Origin of the sequence: Acidovorax sp. sif1233, assembly GCF_019218755.1 — a bacterium.
Lineage (GTDB): Bacteria > Pseudomonadota > Gammaproteobacteria > Burkholderiales > Burkholderiaceae_C > Acidovorax.
This window is the reverse complement of the sequence record NZ_JAHUWZ010000002.1, coordinates 589600-605547: the sequence shown is the minus strand read 5'-3', so window position 1 is coordinate 605547 and position 15948 is coordinate 589600. Positions and strand designations below refer to the sequence as shown.

12 protein-coding genes are annotated in these 15948 nt (G+C 62.2%); 1 reads left to right on the top strand and 11 read right to left on the bottom strand.

All coding sequences use genetic code 11. From position 1 onward, the window contains the following. Nucleotides 1–52 precede the first annotated feature (52 nt). The 5 genes from KW843_RS10190 to KW843_RS10170 all read right to left on the bottom strand — a co-directional run bounded on the left by KW843_RS10190 (nt 53) and on the right by KW843_RS10170 (nt 5454). Nucleotides 53–856 carry an SDR family NAD(P)-dependent oxidoreductase gene (locus KW843_RS10190; protein ID WP_218295010.1) on the bottom strand — a complete coding sequence of 268 codons (804 nt, stop codon included), beginning with the start codon at nt 854–856 and terminating at the stop codon, nt 53–55. A 197-nt stretch (nt 857–1053) separates the two neighbouring features. Then, nucleotides 1054–1494, bottom strand: coding sequence for a response regulator (locus KW843_RS10185; RefSeq protein ID WP_218295009.1), 441 nt, complete (start codon nt 1492–1494; stop codon nt 1054–1056). Beyond that, a complete protein-coding gene (locus tag KW843_RS10180) occupies nt 1481–2959 on the bottom strand; it encodes an ATP-binding protein (protein ID WP_218295008.1) in 1479 nt (492 codons plus the stop codon). The genes KW843_RS10185 and KW843_RS10180 overlap by 14 nt, the downstream gene beginning before the upstream one ends. Nucleotides 2960–3007: 48 nt before the next feature. After that, a complete protein-coding gene (locus KW843_RS10175) occupies nt 3008–3583 on the bottom strand; it encodes a YfiR family protein (protein ID WP_218295007.1) in 576 nt (191 codons plus the stop codon). Next, the gene (locus KW843_RS10170; protein ID WP_218295006.1) at nt 3580–5454 is read right to left on the bottom strand and encodes a TonB-dependent siderophore receptor; all 1875 of its coding nucleotides are present in this window, start codon (nt 5452–5454) and stop codon (nt 3580–3582) included. The genes KW843_RS10175 and KW843_RS10170 overlap by 4 nt, the downstream gene beginning before the upstream one ends. A 247-nt stretch (nt 5455–5701) precedes the next feature. Between KW843_RS10170 and KW843_RS10165 the strand changes: the two genes are divergently transcribed. Further along, nucleotides 5702–8722, top strand: coding sequence for an EAL domain-containing protein (locus KW843_RS10165; RefSeq protein WP_218295005.1), 3021 nt, complete (start codon nt 5702–5704; stop codon nt 8720–8722). A 55-nt stretch (nt 8723–8777) separates the two neighbouring features. On the opposite strand, the gene KW843_RS10160 is transcribed toward KW843_RS10165, so the two are convergent. From KW843_RS10160 to KW843_RS10135, 6 genes are read right to left on the bottom strand one after another with little or no spacing between them, the layout of a single operon-like run. Next, nucleotides 8778–9311 carry a response regulator gene (locus KW843_RS10160; RefSeq protein WP_218295004.1) on the bottom strand — a complete coding sequence of 178 codons (534 nt, stop codon included), beginning with the start codon at nt 9309–9311 and terminating at the stop codon, nt 8778–8780. Nucleotides 9312–9327: 16 nt separating this feature from the next. Beyond that, nucleotides 9328–10665, bottom strand: coding sequence for an HD domain-containing phosphohydrolase (locus KW843_RS10155; RefSeq protein WP_370628478.1), 1338 nt, complete (start codon nt 10663–10665; stop codon nt 9328–9330). 3 nt (nt 10666–10668) lie between these two features. Beyond that, nucleotides 10669–11622 carry an ATP-binding protein gene (locus tag KW843_RS10150; protein ID WP_369642467.1) on the bottom strand — a complete coding sequence of 318 codons (954 nt, stop codon included), beginning with the start codon at nt 11620–11622 and terminating at the stop codon, nt 10669–10671. Nucleotides 11623–11636: 14 nt separating this feature from the next. Beyond that, nucleotides 11637–12479 (bottom strand): HDOD domain-containing protein, encoded by an 843-nt coding sequence (locus tag KW843_RS10145; protein WP_218295003.1) that lies wholly within the window; start codon nt 12477–12479, stop codon nt 11637–11639. Continuing rightward, nucleotides 12476–12805: a hypothetical protein gene (locus KW843_RS10140; protein ID WP_218295002.1), complete on the bottom strand. Its 330-nt coding sequence runs from the start codon at nt 12803–12805 to the stop codon at nt 12476–12478. The genes KW843_RS10145 and KW843_RS10140 overlap by 4 nt, the downstream gene beginning before the upstream one ends. Nucleotides 12806–12820: 15 nt before the next feature. Continuing rightward, the gene (locus KW843_RS10135) at nt 12821–15787 is read right to left on the bottom strand and encodes an EAL domain-containing protein (protein WP_218295001.1); all 2967 of its coding nucleotides are present in this window, start codon (nt 15785–15787) and stop codon (nt 12821–12823) included. Nucleotides 15788–15948 lie beyond the last annotated feature (161 nt).

Sequence of the window (15948 nt, the reverse complement as noted above, 5' to 3'; positions counted from 1 at the left end):
GCGCTTGTACCTCAAGCGCTGGCAGCTATCAATTCAATAGTAATTCGGCGCGTCAGACCGGAACGGTGTAGTTCAGCGTCATGCGCCCGCCATCCACGGTCACGATCTCGCCGGTCACATAGCTGGCGGCATCGCTGGCCAGCCAGGCCACCACATCGGCAATCTCCGACGGCTCGCCCAGCCGCTTCATGGGGGTGCGGCTCATGATCTTCTGCTTGGCCTCGTCGCTGGTCAGCACGGCCTTGGCGGCCAGCTCGGTGGCGATGGTGCCGGGGGCCACGGCGTTCACGCGAATATTCTTGTCAGCCAGCGCCAGGGCCATCACGCGCGTGAGCTGGTTCACGCCGCCTTTGCTCACGTTGTAGCTGGCGATATTGGGGATGGTGAGCACGCCGTTGACCGAGCTCATGTTGACGATGGCGCCGCCGCCCGAGACCACCATGGCGCGCGCGACGGCCTGTGCGACAAGAAACGAGCCTTTCAGGTTGACCCGCAGCACGGCATCGAAATCGGCCTCGGTCACGTCCAGAAAATCCGCCGCGCGAAAGATGCCCGCGTTGTTCACCAGCACGTCGATGCGCCCGTGGGCCGCCAGGGTCCGGGCCACCAGCGCATCCACCTGCGCCTTGTCGCCCACATCGCAGCGCACATACAGCGCGCCCAGTTCCTGCGCCAGCGCCTGGCCGCGCGCATCGTCCACATCCGCGACGACCGTTTTGGCGCCCTCGGCGGCAAACCGCCGCACGCAGGCCTCGCCAATGCCCTGGGCGCCGCCAGTGACGATGCAGACACGGCCCTGGTGGCCGAAGTGAATGGAAGAAGACGGAGTGGATGGGGTCGTGGTGGGGAGGGTCATGGAGAGGGATGGTAGCGGCTGATGGCGGCACGGATCTGGCGGGGTTTGGTGGTTCCCTTATGATTTTATACGATGTATATTATGTTAAATAACAAATATCATTGAGCGCGCTTGAGTTCGAGCATCCCTTCGCGGCACGCTCTGCGCAACCCCGCGCTCTCCTTGGATGAAAGATCCCGGATGACCGCCCGGGCCAGCTACGGCGTGCGGTTGACGGTCAGCCAATACGACCCGGCCTGACAGACCACATCCGCCATCTCGTCAAAGTCCATGGGCTTGACCACATAGCTGTTGACCCCCAGGTCATAGGACAGTGTCAGGTCCCGCTCTTCCTGGGACGACGTCAGTATCACCACGGGAATGCGGCGCGTGCGCTGGTCCTGCTTGATGGCGCGCAGCACCTCCATGCCATCCACCCGCGGCATCTTCAGATCCAGCAGCACCAGCTTCGGGCTGGTTTCATCGTGCTGTTGCGAATACTCGCCAAGCCGAAACAGGTAGTTGATGGCCTGTTCGCCATCCTTGACCCACAGCATCTTGTTGGCAAATCCCCGCTTCTTCAGGGCGCGGATCGCCAGCTCCGCGTCGTTGGGACTGTCCTCTACCAGGAGGATGTCGATTTCTTCAAACAGCTCCATCGCGGCTCTCCCGTGGGACAGTGAAATAAAACGTCGCGCCTTCGCCCAGGCTGCCATCGGCCCAGACGCGGCCTCCGTGGCGGTGGACTATCCGCTGGACCAAGGCGAGACCTACGCCCGTTCCCGGAAATTCGCTGGTGTCGTGCAGGCGCTGAAAAACGCCGAACAGCTTGGCCTTGTACTTTGGATTGAATCCGGCACCATTGTCACGCACAAAGAAAATGTGTTCCTGATCGTCCGTGATGGCACCGATTTCAATGCGTGGATTTTCCTGTTTCGAGCTGAATTTGAGGGCGTTCGACAACAGATTGGTCCACACCTGTCCGAGGAGCACGCGGTCTCCCGTCGCCACGGGCATGGCGCCGATGTGAAGCTGGACCCGGCTGAAATCCTCGCGCTCCTTGAGCGCATTCCAGGTGGCCAGCACCAGCGCCCCCATCTCCACGTCACTCACCTTGAGCGCACGCCGCCCCAGCCGAGAAAAGGCGAGCAGGTCGTCGATGAGCACGCCCATGCGCCGCCCCTCGTTCTGGATGATCTGGATTTTCCGCCGGGCCTCGTCGTCCAGGTTCGCGCCGTGGTCTTCCATCAGCGCCTCGGAGAAGCCAACGATCCACCGCAGGGGCGCGCGCAGGTCATGCGACACCGAGTAGCTGAAGCTCTCCAGTTCCTGGTTGGCGGTTTCCAGCTGCAAGGTGCGCTGGGACACCCGCTGTTCCAGCTCCGCGTTGAGCTGGCGCACGTCCTGGTCGGCGCGCCGGCGCTCCTGCGCTTCGCGCTCCAGGGCCCTGTTGGCCGTTTCCAGGTCTTCGGCGCGCCGGCCGATCTCCGACAGCATGTCGTTGAACGCATCCGCCAGATAGCCCAGCTCGTCCTTCGTCGTCTTCTGCACGCGCAGTGAAAAGTCCTTGCGCTCCGTCACCTGGCGCGCCACGTTCGTGACGGCGAGGATGGGCTTGGTCAGGGCCGACTGAAGCCATGCCGACATGCCTGCCGCCACCAGCAGGCTCAGCCCCATGACGCTCGCGAGGATGCCCAGGTAGCCCCGAAACCGTTGCGCCAGTTCGTAGTCCGCGCTCATGTAGACCGTTCCGACGATCTCCTTGTTTTCGAGAATCCGCTTGAAAACGACCAGTTCGCCGTCTTGCAGTCGCACGCCGTCGGCTTCGGGCAATGCAGGGACCTTGTGCTCGGCATGGGCACCCGCACCGCGGTACTGGGCCACCATCTTTCCGCGGGCGTTGTAGATGGCGGCTGCCCGGATCTGGCGCCGGGTTTCCAGCAGGGACAGGTTTTCCTCCGCGGATTTGTGGTCGTCAAACGCCAGGGCGGGGCCTGTCGCGCGCCCCAGGATTTCGGCCTGCGTCAGCAGGTCACTGGTCACGTTCTGCTTGTAGGCCTGGAGTTCATACAGGGCGAGCGCGGTTCCCGCCACCGACAGCGACACGAAGGTTGCCGCGAGCATCGCCAACGCGAACTTGTGGCGCAGCGAGCGTGCTATGGCGTTGAGCATCTAGCGCCCTTCGGCGTGGACTCTCTGGGCCACCGCGAGCAAGCGGGAGCTGAGGCGCAGCCCGCTTTTTTCCACGGGCGCCAGCGCAACCTCGAAACGCACATGGCGATCCACCAGCAGAAAATTGATCATGCCGCCCAACGCAAGGCCTGCGGGCTCCTCGGTGACTACCAGGATGGGCTGCGCCTGCAATGTGCCCCGCACGGGTTTCAGGCGGGCGGCGTCCCCCTTGCCCACAAACAGGATCGCCACGTCCTCCAGCGGGTCTCCGGCCTTGAGCCGGCTCACCACGATGCTGCGCGAATGGATCTTGCGCCCCTGGACGATCTGCACCAGTTCATCTGCAATGGGATCGGCCCCCAGCACGCCGATCGTGAATGGCGTCTCCACGCTGCCCAGAAAGCCTTCGGGCCAATCCACATACCCGGCAAACTTGTACAGGAACGCGGCCTTGATCTGCGACTCGTCGTTCGGCCAGTCCGGCTGGGCGGCGCAGGGCCCGCAGGCCAGGCCGACCAGGAGCACCCACAGCGCCACCCCTCGCTCCAGCCGCCACGGCGATCTCCAGGTGTTCACAGAGACCACCTGACTCGCAACGCCACGTTGCGCGGAATTTCCCTGCGGTTCAGTGTCGCATTGAATTCCGGGTGGGATCCGTCGAACAGGTTCTGGCCCACGATCGACAGTTCAACGCCAGGCCGCACCGTCCAGCCAAAACGCAGATCGACGGCCGTGTACGCAGGCACGGCGGGGTCCGGCAAGGCCCCTACCCTGCGCACGATGACATCGAGCTCCTGGCGGTGGGGCAGATTGAGCCCGGCACGCAGCATCCACTGGTGGCGGGGATCATTGCCCAGCGCGCGGGGCCCCTCGGGGTCCGAGCTGCCCGGCCGGACCCGAAGGTTCTTGCGCAGCAAGGACAGCCCGCCCGCAAGGCGCAGATGGCGTGCCGCATGCCATTCACCCCAGGCTTCCAGGCCCCAGGTCTTTCCCTCGATCATGTTCTGCACCTGTGCCCCGGGAGGACGCTGACCGCTGCGCAATTTGTCCCAATGGTGCTGAAAGGCGGTGACGGAGTAGGAGAGCGAGGCCGAGGGCTGGGAGCGGTAGCCCAGCTCCAGCACCTTGGCGATTTCCGACTGGAAATCCGGGCCTCCGGCGATCAGAAATGGGGGGTTCGGGGGCAGGTGTATGTCGCGGTCCAGGCGTGCCGGGGCCCGTACCGCCCGCGACACGGCGCCCCACCAGAGCTGCTGCGGGCTCGGTTTCCATTCGAAGCGGGCACTCGGAAGCGACTCCATCCCCGTGAAGTCATTCTTCTCCAGTTTGGTGCCAAGCGTCAGGTTGAGGCGGTCGGTCAGCTTGAATTCATCCTGCACAAACACATTGGCCCAGCGCAGCGAAGCTGCTGCTGGCGTGAATCCAAATATCACGCCAGGGCGGATGTCGTCCCGGGCCTGCCTGTATCCCCCGCCCCACAGCAGCCGGTGGGCTCCCAGGGGCACGCCATGCTGGAACTCCACATCCAGAACCCGTTGCCGCGGCTGGTAGAGGAAGGCATCCTTGCGGTCCGTATAGTCGTAGTAGGCCTGCAGGCGAACGTCCTGCCCTGCCGGAAGTTTTCGCGTCAAGCGCCCAAGAACGTTGCCCCCCGACGCCTCGACCCGCCCCAGGTCAAAGCGGCCAAACAGGCCACGGCTGTCGGTGGCCCCAGCGTATACGTCGCCCTGAAAGGTCAGTTCGCTGCCATTGTCCACCCAGTCCGCGCGCCATCCCATTTGCCCGCGCGAACGTCCATCCGTTGCCGCGGCACTTCCGGTCTGTACCACGGGCCGGGTCGCGTCGCCCTTGGCGTAGACACGGAACGTCCCCCCTCCTCCCAGCACGCCGCCATATCGGAACGATGCGTCCCGGCCCTGATTGCCGGCACCCACGGCGACAAGCCCACCCTGGGTGCTGGCGGAGGATTTCGTGATCACGTTGATCACGCCATTGACGGCGTTGGCGCCCCACAAGGTACCTCCCGGTCCACTGATGACCTCTATCCGGTCAACATCTTCCAGCATGACGTCCTGTTGGTCCCAGAACACCCCGGAGAAAAACGGCGTGTAGACCGTGCGGCCGTCGATCAACACCAGCAGCTTGTTGCCAATGGCATTGTTGAAACCGCGCGCGCTGATCGCGTACTGGCTCGCGTCCAGGCGGGCCACCTGGAGATTGGGCGCCAGCCGCAATGCCTCGGGCAGCGTGGAGGCGCCGGAGCGGCGGATGCTGTCGGAGGTGATCACAAAGATGGCGGCGGAAGCATCCCCGAGGAACTCGGGGTGCCGGGCCGCGGAGGTGATCTGGATGCTTGCCAGTTCTTCCAGTGAGAGTTCGGCAAGCGCGGAGGCTTTGTTATCCTGGGCCTGGATCGGCGACAGGGACAGGGCCAGCAATCCTGCCAAGCATGCTCTGGGTTGAATCACCGCCTGCCTCCCCGGGTTTATGGATGCCAAGCCGTCAGCGCCGACTTGGAAACAATGGTAGGTTGAAAACCGGGTATTGCCTACCGTTCAACGGCGGCCGCGCACGCGAACCGCGCAAATTAAGAATCTCTTGATACCTGGGGTGCAGCCCCCTAGACTCGTCTCCACACGGCAGTGTTCCACAGGGGTGTCCCTGTGGCAGGAGGAATATTTGCAAGTGGTCCCCTTGAATATCCTGATGGTCGAGGATGAGCCCAACGACGCGGAACTCGTAGCGCACGCGTTGCGGCGCGCGGCGTTCAACTTCACGAGCCGCCGCGCGGACACCGAGGAGCGGCTGCGCCATGAGCTGCGGGTGGATGTGCCGGACATCATCCTGTCCGACTTCAGCATGCCGCGCTTCAGTGGCCTCGATGCCCTGTCGGTGGCCAGGGAGGTGTGTCCGGACGTCCCGTTCATCTTCGTGTCGGGAACCATCGGGGAAGAGAACGCCATCAATGCCCTCAAGAGCGGGGCGACGGACTACATCCTCAAGCATGACCTGGGGCGGCTGGCCCCCGCGGTCCGCCGCGCCCTCAATGACGCCCTGTCCGCACGCGAGCAAAAGCGCACGCAGGAGGCGCTAAGGCACAGCGAATTGCGGTTTCGGCTGGCGGCCTCCACCGGCGATGTGTGGGACTGGAATGTCGACACGGGCATCGCGCAAATCTCCGCGCAATGGAAATTTCGCCTGGGCTACCAGGACCATGAAATAGAAAATACCGCGGCGGCGTGGCTGGGCCTGCTGGAGCCGTCCGACCGCCAGATGGTGCTGGACGCTTTCGCTGCCCACATCAGGCAGCAGGTTCCCTACGACGTCGAATACCGGGCACTCGCCAAGGATGGCTCCTACCGCTGGTCGCATGCCAAAGGGCAAGCTGTCTGGGATGAAAGCGGCAAGGCAACCTATATGGCGGGCTCCGTGGTGGACATCACCGAGCGCAAGAATGCGGAACTCAAGGTCAAGCGTCTCAACAGGATCTATGCGGTATTGAGCAGCATCAACTCGCTGATCGTGCGGACGCAGGATCGCAAAGAGCTGTTTCACGAGGCCTGCCAGATCGCCGTCAATGCAGGGGGCTTTCGCCTGGCCTGGATCGGCATCGCTGACATGGAAGAGCAGCATGTGGCGGCGGCAGCCTGGGCAGGGGCCGGAGAAGATTACATCGAGCACATTCCCATGGGGCTGAATGTTCTCGAGCGTGAGAACCACGGCCTGGTGGGCGAATGCGTCGGGAGCTCGGAAACCCTCCTGGTTCAGGACGTCAGAACCGACCCGAGAATTGTCTTGAGGGATGAGGCAATCAACAGGGGATTTCAGAGCTTTGGCCTGTTCCCGCTGTCGGTCAACAAGAAAGTCATCGGACTGATGGCACTGTATGCGTCCGAGAGAGATTTCTTTGATGATGCCGAAATCCAGCTTCTGCAAGAACTGGCCTCTGACATTGCCTTCTCGCTGGACCATCTTGAAAAATCCGAGCGGCTCAATTACCTGGCCTACTACGATGCACTGACGGGGCTTCCCAATAGAAGCCTGTTGCAGGACCGCCTGGACCAGCTGATTCAAGGCGCCGCCAGCACTGCGGAGGACGCGGCGTCTGTGGCCTTGGTCTGGATGAACATCGACCGCTTCAAGAATATCAACGATACCCTGGGCAGGCATGCGGGAGACGCGGTGATCCAGGCGGTGGCCAGGCGGCTGGTGGAAGCCCTGGGCTCCAACGACAAGATTGCCAGAATGGGTGCCGATCATTTCGGCATCATTGCGACCTATCGCAGTGTTCCCGCGGAAATAGCGCATCTTTTGTCGGAAAAGATATTCCCCTTGATGGACCGTCCATTCGTTGTGGAGGGGAAAGAGCTGTACCTGACTTTTCGCACAGGCATATCCCTCTATCCGGACGATGGGCGGGAGGCGGACATGCTGTTTGCGCATGCGGAAGCCGCATCGCGCGAGGCCGGTGCGGCCAAGGGACGGTATCAGTTCTATACCGCCTCGATGAATACCCGTGTGCACAGCCAGCTGAGCATAGAAAGCAAGCTGCACAGGGCCTTGGAGAACGACGAGTTCGTTCTGCACTACCAGCCCAAGGTCGCGCTCCTTGACGGAAAAATCACCGGCATGGAGGCACTCATTCGCTGGAATGACCCCGAGTCAGGATTGGTTCCACCTTCGGTTTTCATTCCCATCCTCGAAGAAACGGGAATGATCATCGATGTGGGCCAATGGGTTCTGGAAAGAGCCATTCGCGACCATGACAAGTGGCGCAGCCAAGGATTGACACCTCCAAGGATCGCCGTGAATGTTTCAGCCGTCCAGATGCGGCGGTCCGATTTCTCGAAGATCCTCGGCCTTTGCCTTAAAGGCAGCAAGGGCGGTGAAGTCCCCATCGATATCGAGATCACGGAAAGCCTCTTCATGGAGGATATTGACGTGAACATCCAGCGCCTCCACGACATCCGTGAAATGGGTGTCCGCCTGGCGATCGATGATTTTGGGACGGGCTATTCTTCGCTGGCCTATCTGAAGCGGTTTCCCATCGATTATTTGAAAATCGACCAGAGTTTCGTCAAAGAGGTCATCTACGACCCCGATGCCGCTGCGATCTGCACTGCGATCATCGACCTGGCCCACAATCTCAAGCTCAAGGTCATTGCCGAAGGCGTGGAAACAGAGGCGCAAATGAGCTATCTGCATCGCAAGAAGTGCGATGAAATCCAGGGGTACTATTTCAGCAGGCCGGTACCTGCCGAGGATTTTGGAGGCCTGCTGGCCGATGGCGTCACCCTCAGGATTCCCCAAAAATCCGCAGAACCCCCCAAGAGAATTCTGATCGTGGACGATGAACCAGGAATACTGGCTTCGATGCGGCGTCTGTTGCGGCGTGATGGATATGAAATATTGACCGCCAACAGTGCAAAAGATGGTTTCGACATCCTGGCGCAACAAGAAGTGCAGGTCATTCTTTCGGACCAGCGCATGCCCGAGATGTCTGGAACGGAATTTCTCTCCCGGGCGCGGGAACTCTACCCCGAAACCATCCGGATTGTTCTTTCCGGGTATACCGATCTGGAATCCATTTCGGACGCGATCAACCGAGGCGCCATCTATAAATTTCTGACGAAGCCCTGGGACGACGATCTGCTGCGGGAAAATATCCGCGAAGCATTCAGGCACCATGACGCTGCCCAGCGCAAAGGCGCTTGAATGGCGCAAACCGCCCCGGGGATTTTGAAGGCCCAGGGCTGTGGGGCCGCGGTCCTTAGCTGTCCGGCCCCAGGACTTCTCCATTCGGCCCCCATGTCACATGGGTCAGTCCCGGCTCCAGAGCCTCCAATCGGCGGCGTTCCAGTTCCGTGGCGCTGAGTTGGCCAAACTCGTGACGCCCGACATCGGCCAGATCGTTCTCGTGGCGAAGCTGATCGGCCCGCTCCAGGGCCGAGCGCACATGCCCGAGAAGGTCTTTCTCATCCCAAGGTTTCAGCAGGTAGCGGAAGACTTCCGCATCATTGACCGCCCGCATCAGGTTTTCCGAATCTGACGATGCGCTCAGCACCATCCGCACCGCCCTGGGCTGAATGGTCCGCACGAGGCTCAGAAACTCCACGCCGGTCATCAGGGGCATCCGGTAGTCCGAAATCACCACATCGAAAACGGCCTCTCTCAGCTTGGCCAATGCCACTTCCGGTTCCACCGTTTCTTCAATGCGCAGATCAGCCCCGAGTCCCGCTCGCAGGCTCCGCTTTATCGCCGCCAGGACATGGGGCTCGTCATCCAGTAGGAGAATTCTCTGCATGCCTGAGTCCTTCGTATTACGGTTTGATCGGCAGGATCATTTCAATACCGTCCCGTCCCTCGCGCAACCTCAGCCGCTTGATCAGCTCGGCCGTCAGCACGTGGTCCGCCGCGAGCAGCACGGCGCCTTCGGTGGACAGGAGGTCCCGCGCCAAGATCATTCCCGGCCGCAGCTGTACGGTGCGCAGCATGCGCGGGGGCGTTTCCGCGCCGGGCGCAGCCTTCAGCAGCATTTGCAGGAAGACATCAACGACTTCGGGGTGGAACTGGGTCCCCCTGCCCCGCGCGATCATCGACCTGGCATCCGCGGCATTCAAGGGCGTGGAGCTGAGGTGGCCGATTTGCAGGTCGTCATACGTGTCCGCCACGGCGAGAATGCACGCGCCCATGGGAATCATCTCCCCCACCAGGCCATCCGGATAGCCCAGGCCGTCGTGCCGCTCATGGTGGCTTCGGATGATGTTGGCCACCGCCTGCATGTCGTCAAGCGCCATGAGCGCCTGCTCCCCGAGCACGGCGTGACGGCGGTACTGGACGGTTTCTTCCTCGGATAGCTTGGGAACAGGCCGGGCCAGCAGGGTATCGGGCAAGGCGATCTGGCCGATGTCGTGCATCAAGCCGGCGATGAACGCGTCCTGCTGGTCCGCCTCGCTCATGTTCATGGCACGCGCGGTGCGGCGGGCTAGGTCCGCCACGCGCCGTGAATGGCCGGAGAGCTGCCCTCCCCTCCACTCCATCAGGTTGGAGAACACCTTGATGGAAGTGAGGTAGTTTTTCTTGATCTTCTGGCTCAGCTGGAGCAACTCACTGGTGCGCGCAGCAACCTTTTCCTCCAGGGTCTCATTGAGCTCCATCAATGCCTGGTTCTTGGACCTGAGAAGGGCCTCCAGGCGGTCCTTCTCATGCTCCAGGGCATGGCGCTCGAACACCTGGTGGGCCGTCGCAAGCACTTCCCCGTCATCCCAGGGCTTGGTGATGTACCGATAGACTTCACCGCTGTTGATGGCCGCGATGGTGGATCCGATGTCCGCGTACCCCGTCAACAGGATTCGCGTCGTTCGGGGCCAGCGCTGGCGCACCTGCTCCAGCAACTGGGCGCCGCTCATTCCCGGCATCCGCATGTCGGAAAAGATCAGGTCCACGGGTTCCTGCTCCATCTGGGCAATCGCCTCGGCACCGCTGGTGGCGGTCGTTACCTGGTATCCACTGCCCCGGAACAGGCGCTTGAGCGAAGCCACGATGTTGGGCTCGTCGTCCACGCACAGAATTCGCCAGACGCGTGCCTCCTCCTGCGATTGGCCGACCTCCGGAGACAAGGTCGGAAGAGCGGCCGTGAGGTCGATATCGGCGTTCACCCCTTACGCCTCCGCTGCGTGGCGTATCGGCAGCGTGACACGAAAGCGCGTCCCGACACCCGGTTCGCTGAAGACATCGATGCTTCCCAGGTGCTTCTTGACGATTCCGTACGAAAGCGAAAGGCCCAGCCCGGTGCCCTTGCCGACCGCCTTGGTGGTGAAGAACGGATCGAAGATGCGCCCCAGATTCTCCTTGGCGATGCCCTCGCCCGTGTCCTGGATCTCCACCCACACCCGTGAGTCGTCGGCGCCGGTGAGGATGGTGATGGTGCCCCTGTCCGCCTGGATGGCATGGGCGGCATTGACCAGGAGGTTCATGAAGACCTGGTTGAGTTCGGAGGGGAGGCACTCGATGTCGGGAAGCTCCCCATATGCCTTGACAACGTCCGCCTTGTATTTGATTTCGTTGTTGACGATGTTCAGGGTGGAATCGATGCCGTGGTGCAGATCGGCCAGCACCCACTTCTGGGAGGTGTCCACCCTCGAGAAGTCCTTGAGGTTCTGAACGATGTTGCGCACGCGGGTAATGCCGTCTTTCGATTCCGCCATCAAGGAGGGAATGTCTTCCTTCAGGAAATCCAGCTCTATTTTTTCGCGCAATGCCTTGAGGCGCACCGCCACCGGGGTATCACCGAGCGCAGACTCCGCCTCTTCATAGGCCGCGAGCATCTGGAACAGGTCGCTCAGATAGCGCTCCAGGGTGCCGAAATTGGAGAATATGAATCCAATGGGGTTGTTGATTTCGTGGGCGACACCCGCGGCCAGCTGCCCGATGGATGCCATCCTTTCCGACTGCATCAGCTTGTCCTGCGCATCCGAGAGCTTTGCATTGAGCTGCGTCAACTCTTCGTTGGATCGCAGCAGCTCCTTGACCCTGTCTTCCGTGGTGTCAGGGGACGACACGGCCGACGGCGTGTCCATGGTGCTTTCGCGAAGTAGTGGGTCGTGAGAATTCATGTAGGGCACCTCTTTCAGGCCAGGAGTGCGTGGCAGACAACCTCATGCTGCTCTGCCACCGCATCGAAAACTGCCATGTAGTCACCGTCGGCCAGTGCCAGTCTGCCCCAGGCATCCAGGGCCAGCAAGGGCACCATATCGTTTTCCTTGTGTGAGAGATCCAGGCCGTGCGCAATGTTGTCGGCGACATGCACGAGGTCCGTCAGGCACAGGCCGCTGGCAGGCGGCGGGCGGTGGTGGCATGAAATGGCCGCAACAATCTCCGGCGCAAAATGCCAATGCTCCGCGATCACCCCGCCGACCTCGGCATGGTCAACACCAAAATAGTGGCGCTCCGCGGCATGCATCAGGCAATCGTGTTCCAGCTGGTAAGCAATGGCCTGGGCATACTCGTCCTCGTAGGAGCTCACGAGCACCAGCCGCCCGATGTCATGCACCAGCCCCAGGGTGAACGCCGCATCCTCGTCCAATCGCGTGCGCTGCGCCAAGGCTCTGGCGGTGAGTGCCGTGCCGATCGCATGGCGCCAGAACGCATCAAAGTCGAACCCTTGGCAGCGGGAGTTCGCAAAACCGCCCACCAATCCCGCGGCCGTGGCCACGCTGCGCAGGGTGCGAAGCCCGAGAATCGCGGTGGCCTCTGCGATGGAGGTGACCTGGCGAGGAAGGCCATAGAAGGAAGAGTTCGCCAGCCGAAGCGTCTTGGCGGCGATGGCCTGGTCGTGCGATATCTTCACGGCCAGCTGTTCGGCGGAAACATGGCTGTCCCCAAAGGACTGGATCAGTTCCAGCACCACCGCGGGAAGCGCCGGCAGCTCATGGACACTGCGCAATATGGCATCTGCAGTGAGCTGCTTCATGGTGTCTCCGCGGAGCGATATCGCAGGATCAGATGAAACAGCGGATTGAGCTGGCCAGCCCGCATGGCAGGCCGGAACAGATGCAGCAGGCGTTTTTCCGTCTGTGCCTGCTGTGTGGCTGGATCCAGCTTGTCGACAATGCCCGAAACACCTTCCGGCGGATTGACGAAGACGGTGTCGATGCCCCGCTGCTGCAGGCTGTTCAGGATCCCGCGCGTGATGGGCGTCCCCGCCGGGAGCAGAAGCTGTCCGTGCGCGTCCAGCACCGGCTGGGCCAGGAGCATCCCCTCCGGGGTCCATTCAATCGAGGTGGAAAGAGCTTGCATGGGAGTCCGTAGGTGTCAGGCCGCGCTGCTGGGAACCAGGACCAGCAGCCGCCCCCGTGAATGATTTTCCCCTCCCACCGATCTGCACACCACGCGAAACGCCCCGCCGGCAACCTGGACATCGTGGTAGCTCTGGTCCGCGAAATGCCATACCTTGCGAAGATCCTCCGGCAGGACCTGTTCCGCGTCCTGCCCGAGCAAAGCCGCCGTGGTGCCAAAGAGCGCTTCGGCATCCGCGTTCACAAACGCCACCATGCCTTCCAGGTCGATCCCGATGACGGCGGCCGGAATATTGTCCAGCACCTCCCGCGCAACGCTCAGGCTACTCTCTTCACGGTGGATCTGCTCCCGCTGGTTCGCCAGCAGCTGTTGCAGGCGGTCATTGACCGCGCTGAGCTCCTCGTTGGCACTGAGCACCGCATTGGCCAGGCGCCGATTCTCATCCGCCATCTCCTTCTGGGAGAACGCTTCCGCGACGTGGCTGCGAAGCCTCTCGTCATCCCAGGGCTTGGTGAGGAACTTGTAGATGGCCCCTTCATTGATGGCATCCGTGATGGATTGCAGTTCGGTATAGCCGGACAGAACCATGCGGATAGTGTCGGGATACAGCTCCTTGGCCCGGCGCAGAAACTCCACCCCCGTCATGCCGGGCATGCGCTGATCCGAAACGATCACGTCCACCGAATTCTCGGCCATCCGCTGCAAGCCCTGCGCGCCGCTGTTGGCGGTCACGATGTGATAGCCATCGCGGCGCAACAACCTGCGCAGCGCCGAAACGATGCTGTCCTCGTCATCGACCAGCAGCAGCGTGCGCCGGTGGGTGCGGCGCAGCAGCAGGTGCTCCGGCAGTGCCTGGCCTTTGCTCAGCAACGCGCTCATGTCGTCGGCGCAGACGGGGCCGCTGAAGTAGAAGCCCTGCATCTGGTCGCAGCGGTTGGCGATGAGCAGCGCCAGCTGGCCTTCGGTTTCCACGCCTTCCGCCAACACCTTCATCTGCAGACTGTGCGCCATGTTGATGATGGCGCGCGTGATGGACACGTCCTGCGATGCCGCCGTGACGTCGTGGACGAACGAACGGTCCACCTTCACGACATCGATGGGCAGTGTGCGCAGGTAGCTCAGGCTGGAATAGCCCGTCCCGAAATCATCGAGCGAGATCTCGATGCCCAGCGCCTTCAGGTCGCCCAGAATCCGCGCGATGCGCGTGCTCTCGCCCATCAGGGCGCCTTCGGTGATCTCCAGTCCCAGCAGCCGGGGATCAAGGCCGGTTTCAATGAGCACCTTTTGTATCCGCTGGACCAGATCAGGCTGCTGGAGCTGGCGGGCCGAGAGGTTGACGGCAATCCGGAAGCTGGCGTGCCCGGCACGCTGCCACTCCAGCGCCTGGCGGCAGGCAGCGCGAAGCACCCATTCGCCGATGGGCACGATAAGGCCGGTTTCCTCGGCGACGCGTATATAGCTGGACCTGGGTATCAGGGTGCCGTCCGGGGAGTTCCACTCCAGGAAGGCCTCGGCGCCAATGACGGTTCCACTGACCAGTTCCAGCTTGGGCTGATAGTGCAGATCAAGCTCATTGCGCTCCAGGGCCCGGCGCAGCCCGGACTCCATGGCGAGCCTGGAGATGGCCTTGGAGTGCATGCCGGAGCTGAACACGCAGATCTGGTTCTTGCCCAGTTCATGGGCACGGTACATGGCCGCCTGAGCCTGCTGAAGCAGCTTTTCCGGGTCCTCGCCGTGCGCCGAGTACAGGGATATTCCGATGTCGCACGTCACCTTGATTTCGTTGTCGCCAATCGCGACGGGCAGCGACAGCGCATCCACCAGCGAGGCCGCGACGGTGCGCGCCAACTGCTCGTCCACATTGCCCTCGCGCGCCAGCACCAGCGAAAACTCGCCACTGCCAAAGTGCGCCAGCAGGTCATCCTCGAACGCCTGGGGCTGCAGCCGCGTTCCCACCTCCATGAGCAGCTGGTCCCCTGCCGCGTAGCCCAGCGATTCACTCACGAGCTTGAGCCGGTCGATCTCCACGCTCAGGACGGCAATCTGCCGCCCTTCCCGCGCCGCCTCGCGCATCCTCGTATCAAGATACTCCGTCAACGCGCTGCGGTTGGGCAATCCGGTCACTTCATCCGTGTTCGCAAGCTTGTCCAGCCGCTGCTCCGCCGCGCGCTGCAGCGTGATGTCCTGCAGGAGCGTGACCGTCCTGACCACCCGGCCCTCGTCGTCGGCGTCGGCCAGCACGCGGTGCAGCACCGTGCGCAAACTGCCGTCCGAATGAACGATGCGGTGCTGGAACTCGCAGACATCGTCAGGTGACACGCCTTCGCTGATCGCCTGCACATACGGCCGTTCCACAGCGGGAACCCGGGCCAGCAGCCAGTCCTTTCCGGCCGGAGCATCAGTCTGGGGGATTCCGAAGATGGCGTGCATGCCGGACGACAGGGTGACGGTGCCTGACACCAGATCCATCTCGGCGGAGCCGATGCGGGCGAGTTCCTCGGCATTGCTGAACAACTGAGCGCGTTGCTGCGCGTAGCGGGTCGCCGTTCGAATGGCGCTGACATCGTGCAGCGTGACCAGATCCGCCGCTTCCTCCCCCAGAAAGATCCGCACGCCCCATACCTGGGCATTGAACTTCTCGCCGTTCTTTCGCAGGCATTCGATCTCATAGGCTTTGCCGGGGACTCCGGCGACCCGCGCATTGGCCTGCTCGCGCACCATGTCCCGGTGCTCCGGCGCGCACAGCAGCATGGGATCCATGCTCTCCAGCATTTCCTCCTTGGTGTAGCCGAAAAGCTCCACGAGCTTGGGATTCACGAAGAGGAATCTGCCCTTGCGAATCACAAATACGGCCGCTTGCACCTGCTCCACCAGCCGCTGGTAGTCGGCATCGGACAGATGAACCTCCGTGTCGAAGGGGGTGCCTTCGGCTGTGTGGGTACTCATTGCAGAAAGCCTTTGCCGCCGGGGAAAGGGACGCAACCGAGTTCGTTCAACGGCGTCGGGTATTTTCGACTCAAAGGGGGACCCTCGACTCTGAAATTGGCCATGCGTTGCGAAGAATGAAGCGAGGCCGACCGTGAGCCGGATGCTTCATCATTGATCAGTGCCCAAGGGCCGCAATAGCCCGCTGCGGCGCACAA

Bases quoted from the DNA above. Each gene is read 5' to 3' on its own strand.
- KW843_RS10140 (WP_218295002.1), bottom strand. From the start codon at position 12,805: ATGCAAGCTCTTTCCACCTCGATTGAATGGACCCCGGAGGGGATGCTC.
- KW843_RS10145 (WP_218295003.1), bottom strand. From the start codon at position 12,479: ATGAAGCAGCTCACTGCAGATGCCATATTGCGCAGTGTCCATGAGCTG.
- KW843_RS10190 (WP_218295010.1), bottom strand. From the start codon at position 856: ATGACCCTCCCCACCACGACCCCATCCACTCCGTCTTCTTCCATTCAC.
- KW843_RS10160 (WP_218295004.1), bottom strand. From the start codon at position 9,311: ATGCAGAGAATTCTCCTACTGGATGACGAGCCCCATGTCCTGGCGGCG.
- KW843_RS10185 (WP_218295009.1), bottom strand. From the start codon at position 1,494: ATGGAGCTGTTTGAAGAAATCGACATCCTCCTGGTAGAGGACAGTCCC.
- KW843_RS10180 (WP_218295008.1), bottom strand. From the start codon at position 2,959: ATGCTCGCGGCAACCTTCGTGTCGCTGTCGGTGGCGGGAACCGCGCTC.
- KW843_RS10150 (WP_369642467.1), bottom strand. From the start codon at position 11,622: ATGAATTCTCACGACCCACTACTTCGCGAAAGCACCATGGACACGCCG.